The sequence below is a fragment of the Micromonospora chalcea genome, assembly GCF_002926165.1.
Taxonomy (GTDB): domain Bacteria; phylum Actinomycetota; class Actinomycetes; order Mycobacteriales; family Micromonosporaceae; genus Micromonospora; species Micromonospora chalcea.
This window is the reverse complement of sequence record NZ_MAGP01000006.1, coordinates 1-15,225: the sequence shown is the minus strand read 5'-3', so window position 1 is coordinate 15,225 and position 15,225 is coordinate 1. Positions and strand designations below refer to the sequence as shown.

Sequence of the window (15,225 nt, the reverse complement as noted above, 5' to 3'; positions counted from 1 at the left end):
CGGTCGAGCAGATCACCGACCCCGAATACTCCACCACCGCGTTCCTGAAGGGCCTCAAGCAGGTCGACGGCTGGCAGGACATGCCGCTGACCAAGGCCGCCCAGACCGTCCAGGTGTCCGCCTACCCCGACCACTACGCCCAGTGGGAGCAGCAGGCCGCCGACCTCGTCGCCGAGCACTGGAACAGCTAAGACGAACACGTAAGACACAGCGAAAGGCCGGCACCCCGAACCAACGGGGTGCCGGCCTTTCACGTCTGCGCGACCAGCTCGACCTCGTACCCCTGCCCGTGAGGTAGGCGGCGTAGCTGTCCGGGCCGCCCGCGTACGGGTGCCGGTCCGGGAACAGCAGCGTCCAGCCGTACTCTCCGGCGGCAGTGACCAGGCGTTCGACGGCGGCCGGCGGGCCGGCGTGGAAGGCCATGTGGTTCAGGCCGGGCGCGCGCCTGTCGTGGGTGCGGCCGGTGAGAGCGGGTGACTCCTCCAGCACGATGTACGTCGCGCCGAGCCGCCAGGAGCGGCCGGCGGGCCAGTCCTGGTAGAGCGTCCAGCCCAGCTCGCCGAGAAGCCAGCCCCACGAACGACTGGCCGCCGCCAGGTCGGGTACCCACACCTCCACGTGATGGAGGCCGCCGATGGTCAGCGTTTCCCGCCCGGAACCCATAGCACGTCGCCGTTCGGATTTGCCGTTCTTGACAGGATAAAGAGCAAATCGGAGAGCCGGTTGAGATACTTTGCCGGGAGGGGACTGGTCCGATCGGGGTCGTGTGCGACCAGCGCCCATGCCGCACGCTCGGCGCGCCGGGCGGTCGTCCGTGCCACGTGCAGCAGTGCCGCACCAGCGGTGCCGCCGGGGAGGATGAAGGAGTCGAGCTTGCTCAGGCGCGCGTTGTACTCGTCGCACCAGCCCTCGAGGCGCTCGACGTACTCCTCGGTCACCCGCAGCGGCGGGTACTTCGGGTCCGGCTCGACAGGCGTCGCCAGGTCCGCGCCGACGTCGAACATGTCGTTCTGCACGGACTCCAGCACGGCCCGCAGCTCGTCCGAGAGCTGCCCCAGGGCGAGCGCGACGCCGATCGAGGCGTTGCACTCGTCCACGTCCGCGTACGCGGCGATGCGCGGATCGGTCTTCGGCACCTGCTCGTTGTTGCTCAGCCTGGTCATGCCGGCGTCGCCGGCCTTGGTGTAGATGCGCGTGAGGTGGACGGCCATGACGCACAGCCTACGGATACCGGACCTGACCATCCCGGCCCGGCCGAGTCCGGTTGGGCCGGGGGACGCGAGCGATCCGGCGGTCAGCGACGTCGACGTCATCCGGGTACGCGGTGACGCCCGGCTCGACGGCACCGTGCACGTGGTGGGTGCGAAGAACTCCGCGCTGAAACTGATGGCCGCCGCGTTGCTCGCGCCCGGCCGCAGCCTGATCACCAACGTGCCCCGGATCACCGACATCGCGATCATGGGCGAGGTGCTGCGGCGGCTCGGCTGCGGCGTACGTTTCGGCCCGGACGACCCGGTCGACCCGATGGTGGCCCACGGCGGTGTGGAGCGGTCCCGCTCGGTGCTCATCGACGTGCCGGAACGGCCGGGCGCGGAGGCCGACTACGACCTGGTGCGGCGGCTACGCGCGTCGATCTGCGTGCTCGGTCCGCTGCTGGCCCGCCGGGGGTACGTGCGGGTGGCGCACCCGGGCGGCGACGCGATCGGCTCACGCGGCCTGGACATGCACATCGCCGGGCTGGCCCGGATGGGCGCGGAGATCTCCGGTGAGCACGGCTTCGTCATCGCCGAGGCCCCGGACGGGCTGCACGGCGCGGACATCGTGCTGGACTTCCCGAGCGTGGGCGCGACCGAGAACCTGGTGATGGCGGCGGTGCTGGCCCGTGGCGCCACGACTATCGACAACGCGGCCCGGGAGCCGGAGATCGTCGACATCTGCACGATGCTGAACCGGATGGGCGCCCGGATCGAGGGGGCCGGCACGTCGACGCTGCACATCGTCGGCGTACCCGGGTTGCGGCCGGTCCGGCACGCCACGGTGGGGGACCGGATCGTGGCCGGGACGTGGGCGTTCGCCGCCGCGATGACCCGCGGCGACGTGACGGTGACCGGCCTGGACCCGGCGTACCTGGAGGTCGCGCTGGACAAGCTGGTCGCGGCCGGCGGCCTGGTCGACCCCCGGGGTGACGCCTTCCGGGTACGGATGGACGACCGCCCGAAGGCGGTGGACGTGGTGACGCTGCCGTACCCGGGTTTCGCCACCGACCTGCTGCCGATGGCGATCGGGCTGGCGGCGGTCAGCGAGGGTGGCTCGCTGATCACCGAGAACATCTTCGACGGCCGGTTCATGTTCGCCAACGAGATGATGCGGCTGGGCGCGGAGATCCGTACCGATGGCCACCACGCACTGGTGTGCGGCCGGGAGCGGCTGTCCGGCGCCCCGGTGCGCGCGACGGATATCCGGGCCGGCGCCGGCCTGATCATCGCCGGGCTCTGCGCCGACGGGCTGACCGAGGTCTCGCACGTGCACCACGTCGACCGGGGCTACCCGGACTTCGTGGCGGATCTGCGGGCGCTCGGCGTCGAGGTGGAGCGCGGGACCGCGCCGGAGGAACCGGACCTGGCCATCTGACAGCCGGTGCTTATCCGTCGTTAAGTAGGGTTCTGGCAGACGTTGCAGAACACGGCGAGGGAGAAGCAGATGGCGGGTCGACTCGCGGTCGTCGGTGCCGGGCTGATGGGCTCGGGCATCGCCCAGGTGGCGGCGCAGGCGGGCTGGCAGGTGACGCTGCGCGACATCGACGACGCGGCCACGAAGCGCGGTGTGGACGGCATCCGGAAGTCGCTGACGAAGTTCGCCGAGAAGGGCAAGATCGAGGCGTCCGACGTCGAGGCGACGCTGGGCCGGATCACGCCGACCACCGACCTGGAGGCCGCCGCCGACGCGGACATCGTGGTCGAGGCGGTCTTCGAGAAGATCGAGATCAAGCACGAGGTGTTCCGCGCGCTCGACAAGATCTGCAAGGCGGACGCGGTGCTGGCCACGAACACGTCGGCCATCCCGGTGACCCAGATCGCCACCGCCACGGAGCGCCCGGAGTCGGTCGTCGGCACGCACTTCTTCTCGCCGGTGCCGATGATGAAGCTCTGCGAGCTGGTACGCGGCTACAAGACCAGCGACGCGACCATGGACACGGTGAAGTCGTTCGCCGAGGGGATCGGCAAGACGGTGGTGGTGGTGAATCGGGACATCGCCGGTTTCGTCACCACCCGGCTGATCTGCGCGCTGGCGATGGAGGCGGTCAAGCTCGTCGAGGCCGGCGTGATCTCCGCCGAGGACCTGGACACCGCCTGCAAGCTGGGCTTCGGCCACGCCATGGGCCCGCTGGCCACCGTCGACCTGACCGGCGTGGACGTGCTGCTCAACGCCACCCGCAACATCTACACCGACACCGCCGACGAGAAGTTCTTCCCGCCGGAGCTGCTCCAGCGCATGGCCACCGCCGGCGACCTGGGCCGCAAGACCGGCCAGGGCTTCTACTCGTACTGACCGGCACGTCCCGCCCCCGGCCCGCGCGGCCGGGGGCGGGTTCATGTCCGGGGCGGGCTGAGCGCGGCGCCGATCAGCGCGAACGCGTCCGGGATGACGGTGCCCCAGTAGCCGAAGTTGTGCCGCCCGTCGGCCCAGGCGGCGCGTACCGGCTCCTCGGGCAGCGCCCGGGCCAGCGCGCGGACATCCTTGAGGAAGTTGTCCTGCCGCCCGCACCAGAGCCCGACCGGCGTGCCGCGCAGTTTGTCCACGCCGGTGAAGACCGCGTCGCCGGGGCTCACCGCGGGGGAGAAGGCCGCCGCCATCCGCAGCCATTTCGGGTACGTCTCGGCGAGCAGCAACGCGCCGAAGCCGCCCATCGACCAGCCCCACACGGCCAGCCGGCTGCTGTCGAAACCGCGCCGGGCGCACCAGGTGGGCACCTCCTCGCGCACCATCCGCTGCGGGTCGTCGTCACCCGAGGCGCGCCAGGACAGCCGCCCGCCGGTGGCGCCCGCGAGCGCGAACGGCGGGGCACCCCGGCGTACCGCGTCGGTGAGGAAGCGGGCCAGGCCGAACCGGCCGTAGTCGCGCGGGGTGGCCGACGCGCCGTGCAGCACCAGGCAGACGGGCAGGCCGCGGCCGTCGCCGTACCCGTCGGGCACCGCCGTCCAGAAGTCGACCTCGCGGCCGCGCGCGCCGGAGGCGATGCGGATCAGGCGTTCGTCGCCGGCCGGGGCGTCCGGCAGGGCCGGCGCCGGTCCCGGGCGGGGGCCGGCCAGTTGCCGGGCGGCCAGACCGCCGACCACCGCTGCGCCGGCCACGCCGGCGGCGGCGCCGAGCAGGGTACGCCGGGTCAGCGTGGGTGCCATGCCGGCGAGTGTGCCACCGCCGGGCGCGTGTTAAGAAGGGGCCCTTTCTCTACCGGAGGCGTTAAAAGGGGGCCCTTCCTTACACCTCAGCCGTCGCGTTTGGTGGTCCAGCGGAACGTGGTCAGGCAGAGCACCAGGCCGATGACGCACCAGGCGCCCAGCACCAGCGCGACGGTGCCCAGCTCGAACGACCCGCCCGGCTCCCGCGCGCCGAAGCTGTCCGGCAGGAACACCGAGCGCAGCCCCTGGCACATCCACTTGAGCGGGAAGATCGCCGCGACCTGCTGCATCCAGGTGGGCAGGCTGGTGAAGACGAAGAACACGCCGGAGATGAACTGGAGCACCAGCGCGACCGGGGTGACCACCGCCGAGCCGCTGCGGGCGGTACGGGCCAGCGACGAGATGGCGATGCCGCAGAGCGTGCAGGCGGTGACGCCGAGGACGGAGACCCAGGCGAACGTCAGCCACTTGGCGGTGGTCTGCGGCAGGTCCAGGTCGAACATCGCCACCGAGACGGCGAGCAGCAGCACGGTCTCGGCGATGCCGATGACCACCACCATGATCACCTTGCCGGCGAACCAGACCCACTTCGGCATCGGCGTACCGCGGTAGCGCTTGAGCACGCCCCGGTCCCGCTCGATCGGGATCCAGATGCCGAGGTTCTGGAAGCTCACTGTCATCAGGCCGGTCGCGATCATGCCGGTGATGAAGTACTGCGTGTAGCTGACCCCGGGCGCGATCTCGTCGCTGAAGATCGCCGCGAAGATCAGGATCATGATGATCGGGAAGCCCATCGTGAACACGACGGACTCCCGGCTGCGCAGGAACTGGGTGATCTCCAGCCGCCCCTGGCGCAGCGCCAGCGCGCCGGCGCCGGGCCGCCGGGCCGCCGCGGCGGTGACCGGTGCCGCGGGGTTCGTCGTGGTGGTCATGAGTGTCCGATCATCCGCAGGTAGACGTCTTCCAGGGTCGGCCGGGTCACGGTGAGGCCGGGCACCTCGCCGCCGAAGCGCGCGGCCAGGTCGTACACCAGCGCCGTCGGCGTCGCGGTCTCCGCCGAGGCCAATGTCCCGTCGGGGGTACGCCAGGAGACGGTCGCCAGCGACTCCTGCCGGTTGCCCAGCCGGTTGGGCGGCGCGACCTCGATCACCCGCCCGGCGGCGATCACGCCGACCCGGTCGGCGAGCGCCTCGGCCTCGTCCAGGTAGTGGGTGGTGAGCACGATCGTGGTGCCGGCGGCGGACAGGTCCCGGATCAGCTCCCAGAACTCGCGCCGGGCTTCCGGGTCGAATCCGGTGGTCGGCTCGTCGAGGAAGAGCAGCTCGGGGCGGCCGATGATGCCCAGCGCCACGTCCAGGCGGCGCTTCTGCCCGCCGGAGAGCGTGTGCGTACGCGCCTTGGCCTTGGCGCCCAGCCCGACCCGCTCGACCACCTTGTCCGGGTCGTCGGCGCCCGGGTAGAAGCCGGAGAAGTGGCGGACCACCTCGATGACGCTGAGTTCGTCGAACTCGCCGGTGCCCTGGAGCACGATGCCGACGCGGGAGCGCCAGGCGGCGTCGGGGTGGGCGGGGTCGGCGCCGAGGACGCGCACCGCGCCGGCGTCGCGCTGCCGGTAGCCCTCCAGGATCTCGACCGTTGTGGTCTTGCCGGCGCCGTTCGGGCCGAGCAGGGCGAACACCTCGCCCCGGTGGACGTCCAGGTCCACTCCGGCCACGGCGACGTTGTCGCCGTACGCCTTGCGCAGCCCTCGCACGGAAATCGCGAGCTCGTTCTCCATGCCGTCAAGTGTGCGTCGTGCGGTGGCCCGTTCCGCTGCCGGGTCAGCTATATACGCGAGGTATACACTCGGTGTAGTCTCTGCTCATGACGGTTCCCCTTACCCTGCTCGGGCTGCTCGAACGCGAACCGAGCCATGGCTACGACCTCAAGCGCGACTACGACACCTTCTTCGGACGCGGCAAGCCGCTGCCGTACGGGCAGGTCTACTCGACGCTGAGCCGGCTGGCCCGCGACGGCAAGGTGGTGGTCGGCGACGTGGCTCCCGGCGCGGGGCCCGACCGCAAGCGCTACGTGATCACCGACCTGGGCGCCACCGAGGTGGAGCACTGGCTGACCGAGCCGGTCGAACCGGAACCGCACCTGCAGACCCTGCTGTTCACCAAGGTCGTGCTCGCGCTGATGCTCGACCGCCCGGCCGAGGAGTACCTGGACACCCAGCGCGCGGCGCACCTGCGCCGGATGCGTGAGCTGACCGAGATCAAGCGCAGCGGCGAACTCGTCGACGTGATGCTGGCCGACCACGGCCTCTACCACCTCGAGGCGGACCTGCGGTGGATCGAGACGACAGGCGCCCGGCTGGACGCCCTGAGAAAGGCGGTACGGCCATGAGCCCGATGATCGAGGCACGTGACGTCACGTACGCGTTCGGCGAGACACCCGCCCTGCGCGGCGCGAACCTCGCCGTGGCCGCCGGCGAGGTGGTCGCCGTGATGGGACCGAGCGGCTCCGGCAAGTCGACGCTGCTGCACTGCCTGGCCGGCATCCTGCGCCCCGACTCCGGCGAGGTCCGGTTCGACGGCGCCCGGATCGACACGCTCGGCGAGGCCGACCGGAGCACGCTGCGCCGCGACAGCTTCGGCTTCGTCTTCCAGTTCGGGCAGCTCGTACCGGAACTCACCGCGGCCGAGAACGTGGCGCTGCCGCTGCTGCTGCGCGGTGTCCGCCGCACCCCGGCGCTGCGCGCCGCGCGGGGCTGGTTCGAGCGGCTCGGCCTGGCCGGCATGGAGCACCGCCGCTCGGGCGAACTGTCCGGCGGGCAGGCCCAGCGGGTCGCACTGGCCCGCGGCCTGGTCGCGGAGCCCCGGTTGCTGTTCGCCGACGAGCCCACCGGCGCGCTCGACTCGCTCACCGGCGAGGAGGTGATGACGCTGCTGGTGGACGCCGCCCGCGAGAAGGGCACCACAGTCGTGCTGGTGACGCACGAGGCGCGCATCGCCGCGTACGCCGACCGCGAGGTCATGGTGCGCGACGGCCGGGTCAACGCCCCCGCCGGGGTCGCCTCGTGATCGGGCTCGCGCTCCGGCTCGCCGTCGCCGGTGGCCGGGAGGCTCTCGTCCGGCTGGTCGCCATCGCCGCCGCCGTCGCGGTCGGCACCGGCATGCTGCTCACCACGCTCGCCGCTGTGCACGCCGCCGAAGCCCAGCTCACCCGCTATGCGTCGATGTACCCGCAGGAGACCGCCGACGGGTCCACCGACCCGCTGCTCTGGTCCACCCGGACCGACTACTTCCGGGGCGACCAGATCGTCCGCGTCGACGTCGCCGCCACCGGCCCGGACGCGCCCACGCCGGTCGGCGTTCCCCGCGCGCCGGGGCCCGGCGAGTTCTACGCCTCCCCGGCGCTGCGCAAGCTGCTGGCCACCACCCCCGCCGACCAGCTCGCCGACCGCTACCCGGGCCGGGACCTCGGCGAGATCGGGCCGGCGGCGCTCACCTCACCGGACACCCTGCTCGTCCTGGTCGGCGGCACCCCGGAGCAGGTGGACGGGCTGGACCAGGTCCGCAAGGTCACCCGGCTCGACGGCAACAGCGCTCCGCTGCCCGGGGCCGCGGTCGACCTCATCCTCGGCGTGGTGGCGGGCGGACTGCTGTTCCCCGTACTCGTCTTCATCGGCACGGCGACCCGGCTCGGCGCCGCCCGCCGGGAGCAGCGGTTCGCCGCGATGCGGCTGGTCGGGGCCACGCCCCGGCAGATTTCGGCGGTCGCGGCCGTCGAGGCCGCGCTCGCGGCGGCGGCCGGCGCGGCGGCCGGCTTCGCGGTGTTCTTCGCGTTCCGCAGCCAGCTCGCCGGCATCCCGTTCACCGGCATGCCGTTCTTCCCCGGGGACATGGCCATCGGTGCGCCGGAGGCCCTCCTGGTGGCCCTCGGCGTGCCGGCGGGCGCGGCGGCCGCGGCCTGGGTCGCGCTGCGCCGGGTCCGGATCTCCCCGCTCGGCGTCACCCGCCGCGTCACGCCCCGGCCGCCCCGGGCGTACCGGCTGATCCCGCTCGCGCTCGGCCTGGCCGGGCTCGGCTTCGCCCTGGTGTACCGGCCGCCCACGTCGGACGGTCAGACCGCGCTGTTCCTGCCCGCGCTGCTGCTGGTCATGGTCGGGCTGATCACCGGCGGCCCGTGGCTGACCATGGTCGGCGCCCGGGCGATGGCCGCCCGGGCCAGCCGGCCGGCCGCGCTGATCGCCGCGCGCCGGCTCGCCGACAACCCGTCCGCCGGGTTCCGGGCGGTGAGCGGCGTGATGCTCGCGCTGTTCGTCACCACGGTCGCCGTGGGCGTGATGGGGACGATCGCGCACGAGCGCGGTCCGGCGCCCCGGGGTTCCCTGGAGGCCGGCCGGCTGTCGATGGTGCTCACTGACGACCCACCGGTGCCGGGCACGCTGCTGGCCGACCTGGCGGCGGTGCCCGGCGTCCGCAACCCGGTGCTCGTCCGGGAGAACCCGGTACGCGGTGACGGCCGCGACTCCGGGGTGATCGCCTGCGCGGACATCCCGCCCGCGTACGGGCGGTGTGCCGCCGGGGCGAACGTCGCCGAGGTGCCGCCGGACCTGATCCCCTGGCGGGAGTCCGCCTCGGCCGACCGGATCTGGCCGTCGTCCCCGGTGGACCCGGCTGCCCTCGCGGGACTCCCGGCGGGTTCGGTGGCGGTCGAGGCGGAGGATCCGGTCGCGGTGGAGCGGGCCCGGACGGTCCTCGAAGCCGCGTTCCCGACGTTCTACGTGGCGCCGAACGTGCCCGGCGACTTCGAGGCCGACTTCGCCGACACCATGCGGGGCTGGCAGCGGCTGGCCGACATCGTCGTGGTGGCCGGTCTCGTGCTCGCCGGGTGTAGCCTGGCCGTGGCCGTGGCGGCCGGCCTCAGCGAACGGAAGCGGCCGTTCAGCCTGCTGCGGCTCAGCGGCGCCCCGGTTCGGCTGCTGCGCCGGGTGGTGGCCCTGGAGAGCGTGGTGCCGCTGCTGACCGTCGCCGTGGTGGCGGTCGGGATGGGACTGGTCGCCGCGCACCTGTTCCTGCGCGCCCAGATGCAGTACGACCTGCGCGTACCGGGGTTCGGGTTCGCCGCTGTGGTGGCCCTCGGCGTGCTGGGCTGCCTCGCGGTCATCGCGGCCACGCTGCCGCTGCTGGAACGTATCACCGGCCCGGAGACCGCCCGCAGCGAATGACCCGTACGGTGGGCCGGTGTGTGCGGCCGACCCACCGTCGCGGGCCTGGGGTTGTGTGGTTTTCCACACTCTCTTTTACTAAACGGTAACTTAAACTCCGGCCATGGACGACGCGATGCCGGGACGGCTGCCCGAGCGGGACCGCCCGTGGGTGATGCGCACGTACGCCGGGCACTCCTCCGCCGCGGCCACCAACGCGCTCTTCCGCCGCAACCTGGCGAAGGGGCAGACCGGCCTGTCGGTCGCCTTCGACCTGCCCACCCAGACCGGGTACGACCCGGACCACGAGCTGGCCTCCGGTGAGGTGGGCCGGGTCGGCGTGCCGGTGGCGCACCTGGGCGACATGCGGGCGCTGTTCGAGGGCATCCCGCTGGCCGAGATGAACACCTCGATGACCATCAACGCCCCGGCGATGTGGCTGCTCGGCCTCTACGGCACCGTCGCCGCCGAGCAGGGCGCGGAGCTGAGCCGCTGCGCCGGCACCACGCAGAACGACATCATCAAGGAGTACCTGTCCCGGGGGACGTACATCTTCCCGCCGGCGGCCTCGCTGCGGCTGACCGCCGACGTCATCGCGTACACGCTGCGCGAGATGCCCCGGTGGAACCCGGTGAACATCTGCTCGTACCACCTCCAGGAGGCCGGGGCGACGCCGGTGCAGGAGGTCGGCTTCGCGCTGGCCACCGCCGTCGCCGTGCTCGACACCGTGCGCGACTCCGGCCAGGTGCCGCCCGAGCGGATGGGCGACGTGGTCCAGCGGATCTCGTTCTTCGTCAACGCCGGGGTGCGCTTCGTCGAGGAGATCGCCAAGATGCGCGCGTTCGGCGCGCTCTGGGACGAGATCACCCGCGACCGCTACGGCGTGGCGAACCCCAAGCAGCGCCGGTTCCGCTACGGCGTCCAGGTCAACTCGCTGGGCCTGACCGAGGCGCAGCCGGAGAACAACATCCAGCGCATCGTGCTGGAGATGCTGGGCGTCACGCTGTCCCGCGACGCCCGCGCCCGGGCCGTGCAGCTGCCCGCCTGGAACGAGGCGCTGGGCCTGCCCCGCCCGTGGGACCAGCAGTGGTCGCTGCGCATGCAGCAGGTGCTGGCGTACGAGTCGGACCTGCTGGAGTACCCGGACCTGTTCGCCGGTTCGCACGTGATGACCGCGCTGGTCGACGACATCGTCTCCGGCGCCCGCGTCGAGCTGGAGAAGGTGCTGGAGATGGGCGGCGTGGTCACCGCCGTCGAGTCCGGCTACCTCAAGAGCGCGCTGGTGGCCTCGCTCGCCGAGCGCCGTCGCCGGATGGAGTCCGGTTCGGACGTGGTGGTCGGCGTCAACCGGTTCACCGAGACCGAGCCGTCGCCGCTCACCGCAGCGGGCGCCGAGGCGATCGAGCAGGTGGACCCGGCCGTCGAGGATGCGGCCACCGACGGCGTACGCCGGTGGCGGGCCGACCGGGACGCGGCGGCTGTCGAGGCGGCGCTGGACCGGCTGCGCGCCGACGCCGCCACCACGGCGAACCTGATGCCGGCGACGCTTACCTGTGTACGGGCCGGGGTCACCACCGGCGAGTGGGCGGGCGCGCTGCGCCAGGTGTACGGCGAGTACCGCGCGCCGACCGGCCTGGCCGGGGCGGTCGGAACGGCCGGTGACGCGACCCTCGCCGGGGTGCGGGAGCGGGTCGCCGCCACCGCGCGGGAGCTGGGCAGCGGCCGGCTGCGGCTGCTGGTCGGCAAGCCGGGGCTGGACGGGCACTCCAACGGCGCCGAACAGATCGCGGTACGCGCCCGCGACGCCGGGTTCGAGGTGGTCTACCAGGGCATCCGGCTGACCGCCGGGCAGATCGTGGCGGCCGCCGTGGAGGAGGACGTCGACCTGGTCGGGCTCTCCGTGCTGTCCGGCTCCCACCTGGCCGCCGTGCCGGCGGTGCTGGACGGGCTGCGCGCGGCCGGGCGCGGCGACCTGCCGGTGGTGGTGGGCGGGATCATCCCGGCCGCCGACGCCGAGGCGCTGCGGGCCGCCGGGGTGGCCCGGGTGTTCACGCCGAAGGACTTCGCGCTCACCGGCATCATCGACGAGCTGGTGACGGTGATCCGCGAGGCCAACGCGCTGAGCTGAACGCCCTCGCGGGTGGGTCAGCGGCTCTGGTAGGTCATGCAGTCGGCCATGTCCATGTCGGGACCGACGGTGATCGCCGGGGCGTGGCACTCCAGGTCGGCGTTGTGCCGGCAGTCGGCGCGCGAACACGCGCCGACCTGGGCGACCAACTGGTCGAGGCCGCCGCGCACCGGCATCTCCACGAACGTGTGGCAGTGGGCGTGGTCGCTGCTGCCGATCGTGATGGCGAACGCGTGGCAGTCGTTCGTGTGGTTGTAGGCGCAGGACCGGACGGCGCACTCCTGGACCCGGGGCATCTCCAACGACGCGGTCATCTCCCGTACCTCCTTGGGTTTCTTGCCCCGATTTTAGAGGTTTCGGGAGCCCGCGCGGGTCAGACGCGGAAGCCGGCCGCGCGGGCCGCGGCGCGTTCCCGTCGCCGCTCCCGGCGGCGGCGGAACAGCCACGGTACGAAGAACACCAGGCCGAGCAGGAACACCAGGACCAGCACCGGCAGCAGCAGCGCCACCACCGACATGACGACGCTCGTCGCGTCCTCGGCGGTGCTGGCCACCGGCGCGCCCACCCCGGCGGTGGTCGCGTTGATGACCGGCCGGGCGGCGGCCTTGAGCAGGTGCACGCCGAGCGCGATGAGCACGCCGACCACCACCGGCACCCACTGGTGCGAGGAGAAGAACGTGTCCGGGTCGCTGACGGTGACGGTCTCCGAGCCGGCGCCCGCGCCGAACGCGAGCCCGCCGGCGGTCGGCCGGACCACCGTCTGCACCACGTCGTTTACGTGGTCGACCACAGGCACCTTGTCGGCCACCACCTCGACCGCGAGCAGGACGGCGAGGATCAGCACCACCCAGCCGTTGCCGAGCCACTGCCAGCCGCTGGGCAGCTCGACCAGGTCGGTGTAGCGGGACAGCAGCCCCATCAGCAGCAGCGGGATGTAGGCGTTCAAGCCCGCCGAGGCGGCCAGACCGGAACCGGTGAGGACTTCGAGCACGATCTCAATATGGCACCGGTACGCCAGTGGCGCTCGTCGGCGTCCGCCGGGGCCTCGGCTACCCTCGGCGGGTGCGGTTGGTGATTGCGAAGTGCTCAGTGGACTACGTCGGACGGCTCTCGGCCCACCTGCCCCCGGCGACCCGGTTGCTGATGGTGAAGGCGGACGGCTCGGTGTCGATCCACGCGGACGACCGGGCCTACAAGCCGTTGAACTGGATGAGCCCGCCCTGCCGGCTGGAGGAGGCGCCAGGCGTCTGGCGGGTGGTCAACAAGGCCGGCGAGGAGCTGCGCATCACGCTGGAGGAGATCTTCCAGGACACCTCGTACGAGCTGGGCGTGGACCCGGGCCTGCGCAAGGACGGCGTCGAGGCGCACCTGCAGGAGCTGCTCGCCGCGAACCCGGAGACGCTGGGGGAGGGCTTCACGCTGGTCCGCCGCGAGTACATGACCGCGATCGGGCCGGTCGACCTGCTCTGCCGCGACGCGGTCGGCGGCGCGGTGGCGGTGGAGGTGAAGCGGCGCGGCGAGATCGACGGCGTGGAGCAGCTCACCCGCTACCTGGAGCTGATGAACCGGGACCCGCTGCTCGCGCCGGTGGCCGGCGTGTTCGCCGCGCAGGAGATCAAGCCGCAGGCACGGGTGCTCGCCACCGACCGCGGCATCCGCTGCGTGGTGGTCGACTACGACAAGCTGCGCGGCATCGAACGCGACGAGCTGACGCTGTTCTGAGGCGCCGCCTCAGCGGCCCCGGCCGTACATCAGCTTGGCGATCTTGACGATGCGGGCGATGTCGGCCGGGGTGCGCTCGAACGTCATCGCCGGCAGCAGCGACCGGGCCCGGCGGCGGGTGACCGACTTGGGCCGGCCGAACTCGCGCAGCCCCTCCTCGCCGTGGATGCGGCCGATGCCGGACTCGCCGACGCCGCCGAACGGCAGCGTCGACATGCCGGCGAAGGTCAGCGCCGAGTTGACCGAGGCCATGCCGGAACGCAGCCGCCGCGCCACCGCTACCGCCCGCGCCCGGCCGAAGACCGAACCCCCGAGCCCGTACGGCAGCGCGTTGGCCCGCTCGACCGCCTCGTCCATGTCCCGGACGCGATTGACGACGAGCGTCGGGCCGAACGTCTCCTCCTGCACGGCGGCCGAGTCCTCCGGCACGTCGACCAGCACGGTCGGGTGCACGTACGGCGGCTGGACCGCCTCCGGGCCGCCCAGCACCGCCCGGCCGCCCCGGTCGAGCGCGTCGTCGATGTGCCGGCGGATGATGTCGATCTGCGACGGCATGGTGATCGGGCCGAGGTCGGTCCCGTCGGGGCCGACAGTCAGCCGCCCGGCCTTCGCCACCACCTTCTCGACGAAGGCGTCGTAGACCTGGTCGACGGCGTAGACCCGCTCGATGCCGATGCACGTCTGGCCGGCGTTGGTCATTCCGCCCCACACGCACGCGTCGGCGGCGGCGTCCAGGTCGGCGTCGCTGTCCACGATCATCGCGTCCTTGCCGCCGGCCTCCAGCAGCACCGGGGTGAGCGTCTCCGCGCAGGCGGCCATCACCCGCTTCGCGGTGGCGGTCGAGCCGGTGAACGCGACCTTGCCGACGCCGGAGCGGCACAGCGCCGCGCCGACCGCGCCGAAGCCGTGCACCACCTGGAACACCGGCTGCTCCGGCACCACCTCGGCGAACCTGTCGACCAGCCACTGGCCGACCGCCGGGGTGTACTCGCTCGGCTTGAAGACCACCGCGTTGCCGGCCGCGAGCGCGTACGCGGCGGAGCCGATCGGGGTGAAGACCGGGTAGTTCCACGGGCCGATCACGCCCACCACGCCGTACGGCTGGTATTCCAGGTGGCCGGTGAACTCGGCGAGGACCAGCCGGGAACGGACCCGGCGCGGCCCGAGCACCCGCTGCGCGTTGCGGGCCGCCCAGTCGATGTGCTCCAGCGCGGTGAGGATCTCCACGACGGCGTCACCGACCGGCTTGCCGCCCTCGGTGTGCATCAGGTCGGCCAGTTCCTCGATCCGCCGCGCGAGCACGCCACGCCAGCGCTGGAGACGGTAGCGCCGGCCGGCGAAGCCGAGCCCGGCCCACCAGTCGCCGGCCGCGCGGGCGCGGTCGACCGCGGCACGCACGTCCGCCTCGGAGGCCAGCGGGAAACTGCCTGCCTCGGCGCCGGTGGCCGGGCTGGTCGACACCAGCCGACCTTCGGAGATGAGCGGGGCGCCCGGCACATGCACAGCGGTCATGGCCGAAGTCTAGACCCGAGGATTACTCGCCGGTAGGTGTCGCACGCGCCGTACGCTGCGCGGACGATCAGCCCTCGCATCGACGGAGATGCCGTCCGAAACGGCGAACGGGAGATGACCGGCCGGGGTCGCGGGGGTGACCGCGCGGTGGTGCAAGCCACTACGGTGAGGTGGCAGGCTGACGCCGCGGGGCGATGTGGGGTGGAGGTCGACTGTCCATGGAGGAGCATCCTGAGCTGATGCCGTTGCTGACGGTGTCCGGCGGGGCG

At 72.6% G+C, this 15,225-nt stretch carries 14 protein-coding genes and 2 pseudogenes; 8 read left to right on the top strand and 8 right to left on the bottom strand.

The window, feature by feature from the left end; genetic code table 11:
* Positions 1-191, top strand: a pseudogene (locus BAW75_RS01995) (hypothetical protein); the annotation flags it as partial.
* Positions 192-250: 59 nt separating this feature from the next.
* Here BAW75_RS01995 and BAW75_RS01990 read toward each other — a convergent pair.
* Positions 251-663, bottom strand: a pseudogene (locus tag BAW75_RS01990) (VOC family protein).
* Positions 639-1,211 carry a cob(I)yrinic acid a,c-diamide adenosyltransferase gene (locus tag BAW75_RS01985; RefSeq protein ID WP_043328669.1) on the bottom strand — a complete coding sequence of 191 codons (573 nt, stop codon included), beginning with the start codon at positions 1,209-1,211 and terminating at the stop codon, positions 639-641. Before BAW75_RS01985 ends, BAW75_RS01990 begins: the two are co-directional and overlap by 25 nt.
* Here BAW75_RS01985 and murA point away from each other — a divergent pair.
* Positions 1,210-2,631, top strand: coding sequence for a UDP-N-acetylglucosamine 1-carboxyvinyltransferase (murA, locus tag BAW75_RS01980; protein WP_104112432.1), 1,422 nt, complete (start codon positions 1,210-1,212; stop codon positions 2,629-2,631). The two genes, BAW75_RS01985 and murA, sit on opposite strands and share 2 nt — an antisense overlap.
* 69 nt (positions 2,632-2,700) lie before the next feature.
* Complete coding sequence (locus BAW75_RS01975) at positions 2,701-3,549, top strand: 3-hydroxyacyl-CoA dehydrogenase family protein (protein ID WP_104112431.1); 849 nt, start codon at positions 2,701-2,703, stop codon at positions 3,547-3,549.
* Positions 3,550-3,590: 41 nt separating this feature from the next.
* On the opposite strand, the gene BAW75_RS01970 is transcribed toward BAW75_RS01975, so the two are convergent.
* From BAW75_RS01970 to BAW75_RS01960, 3 genes are all read right to left on the bottom strand, one after another.
* Positions 3,591-4,400 carry an alpha/beta hydrolase gene (locus BAW75_RS01970; protein ID WP_069087233.1) on the bottom strand — a complete coding sequence of 270 codons (810 nt, stop codon included), beginning with the start codon at positions 4,398-4,400 and terminating at the stop codon, positions 3,591-3,593.
* An 86-nt stretch (positions 4,401-4,486) separates the two neighbouring features.
* On the bottom strand, positions 4,487-5,332 hold the full coding sequence (locus BAW75_RS01965) for an ABC transporter permease (RefSeq protein ID WP_043328679.1): 846 nt from the start codon (positions 5,330-5,332) through the stop codon (positions 4,487-4,489).
* Positions 5,329-6,177 (bottom strand): ABC transporter ATP-binding protein, encoded by an 849-nt coding sequence (locus BAW75_RS01960; protein ID WP_104112430.1) that lies wholly within the window; start codon positions 6,175-6,177, stop codon positions 5,329-5,331. The genes BAW75_RS01965 and BAW75_RS01960 overlap by 4 nt, the downstream gene beginning before the upstream one ends.
* 86 nt (positions 6,178-6,263) lie before the next feature.
* On the opposite strand from BAW75_RS01960, the gene BAW75_RS01955 reads away from it, so the two are divergent.
* The 4 genes from BAW75_RS01955 (at position 6,264) to BAW75_RS01940 (ending at position 11,722) form a co-directional block, all read left to right on the top strand.
* On the top strand, positions 6,264-6,788 hold the full coding sequence (locus tag BAW75_RS01955; RefSeq protein WP_069087235.1) for a PadR family transcriptional regulator: 525 nt from the start codon (positions 6,264-6,266) through the stop codon (positions 6,786-6,788).
* Positions 6,785-7,465, top strand: a complete 681-nt coding sequence (locus tag BAW75_RS01950; RefSeq protein ID WP_104112429.1) for an ABC transporter ATP-binding protein — start codon at positions 6,785-6,787, stop codon at positions 7,463-7,465. The genes BAW75_RS01955 and BAW75_RS01950 overlap by 4 nt, the downstream gene beginning before the upstream one ends.
* On the top strand, positions 7,462-9,615 hold the full coding sequence (locus BAW75_RS01945; protein ID WP_104112428.1) for an FtsX-like permease family protein: 2,154 nt from the start codon (positions 7,462-7,464) through the stop codon (positions 9,613-9,615). Before BAW75_RS01950 ends, BAW75_RS01945 begins: the two co-directional genes overlap by 4 nt.
* A 103-nt stretch (positions 9,616-9,718) precedes the next feature.
* Positions 9,719-11,722 carry a protein meaA gene (locus BAW75_RS01940; protein WP_104112427.1) on the top strand — a complete coding sequence of 668 codons (2,004 nt, stop codon included), beginning with the start codon at positions 9,719-9,721 and terminating at the stop codon, positions 11,720-11,722.
* A gap of 17 nt (positions 11,723-11,739) precedes the next feature.
* On the opposite strand, the gene BAW75_RS01935 is transcribed toward BAW75_RS01940, so the two are convergent.
* Complete coding sequence (locus tag BAW75_RS01935; RefSeq protein ID WP_043328704.1) at positions 11,740-12,036, bottom strand: DUF1540 domain-containing protein; 297 nt, start codon at positions 12,034-12,036, stop codon at positions 11,740-11,742.
* Between the two features lie 59 nt (positions 12,037-12,095).
* Positions 12,096-12,713, bottom strand: a complete 618-nt coding sequence (locus tag BAW75_RS01930; protein ID WP_043328707.1) for a DUF4126 domain-containing protein — start codon at positions 12,711-12,713, stop codon at positions 12,096-12,098.
* 71 nt (positions 12,714-12,784) lie between these two features.
* Here BAW75_RS01930 and nucS point away from each other — a divergent pair, with 71 nt between their 5' ends.
* Positions 12,785-13,444 carry an endonuclease NucS gene (gene nucS, locus BAW75_RS01925; RefSeq protein ID WP_030503891.1) on the top strand — a complete coding sequence of 220 codons (660 nt, stop codon included), beginning with the start codon at positions 12,785-12,787 and terminating at the stop codon, positions 13,442-13,444.
* Positions 13,445-13,453: 9 nt separating this feature from the next.
* Here the strand turns inward: nucS and BAW75_RS01920 are convergent, their stop codons facing one another.
* Positions 13,454-14,956: an aldehyde dehydrogenase family protein gene (locus BAW75_RS01920; RefSeq protein ID WP_104112426.1), complete on the bottom strand. Its 1,503-nt coding sequence runs from the start codon at positions 14,954-14,956 to the stop codon at positions 13,454-13,456.
* Between the last annotated feature and the right edge of the window lie 269 nt (positions 14,957-15,225).

Bases quoted from the DNA above. Each gene is read 5' to 3' on its own strand.
- murA (WP_104112432.1), top strand. From the start codon at position 1,210: ATGACGCACAGCCTACGGATACCGGACCTGACCATCCCGGCCCGGCCG.
- BAW75_RS01965 (WP_043328679.1), bottom strand. From the start codon at position 5,332: ATGACCACCACGACGAACCCCGCGGCACCGGTCACCGCCGCGGCGGCC.
- BAW75_RS01950 (WP_104112429.1), top strand. From the start codon at position 6,785: ATGAGCCCGATGATCGAGGCACGTGACGTCACGTACGCGTTCGGCGAG.
- BAW75_RS01975 (WP_104112431.1), top strand. From the start codon at position 2,701: ATGGCGGGTCGACTCGCGGTCGTCGGTGCCGGGCTGATGGGCTCGGGC.
- BAW75_RS01960 (WP_104112430.1), bottom strand. From the start codon at position 6,177: ATGGAGAACGAGCTCGCGATTTCCGTGCGAGGGCTGCGCAAGGCGTAC.
- BAW75_RS01985 (WP_043328669.1), bottom strand. From the start codon at position 1,211: ATGGCCGTCCACCTCACGCGCATCTACACCAAGGCCGGCGACGCCGGC.
- BAW75_RS01920 (WP_104112426.1), bottom strand. From the start codon at position 14,956: ATGACCGCTGTGCATGTGCCGGGCGCCCCGCTCATCTCCGAAGGTCGG.
- BAW75_RS01935 (WP_043328704.1), bottom strand. From the start codon at position 12,036: ATGACCGCGTCGTTGGAGATGCCCCGGGTCCAGGAGTGCGCCGTCCGG.
- BAW75_RS01940 (WP_104112427.1), top strand. From the start codon at position 9,719: ATGGACGACGCGATGCCGGGACGGCTGCCCGAGCGGGACCGCCCGTGG.
- BAW75_RS01970 (WP_069087233.1), bottom strand. From the start codon at position 4,400: ATGGCACCCACGCTGACCCGGCGTACCCTGCTCGGCGCCGCCGCCGGC.
- BAW75_RS01955 (WP_069087235.1), top strand. From the start codon at position 6,264: ATGACGGTTCCCCTTACCCTGCTCGGGCTGCTCGAACGCGAACCGAGC.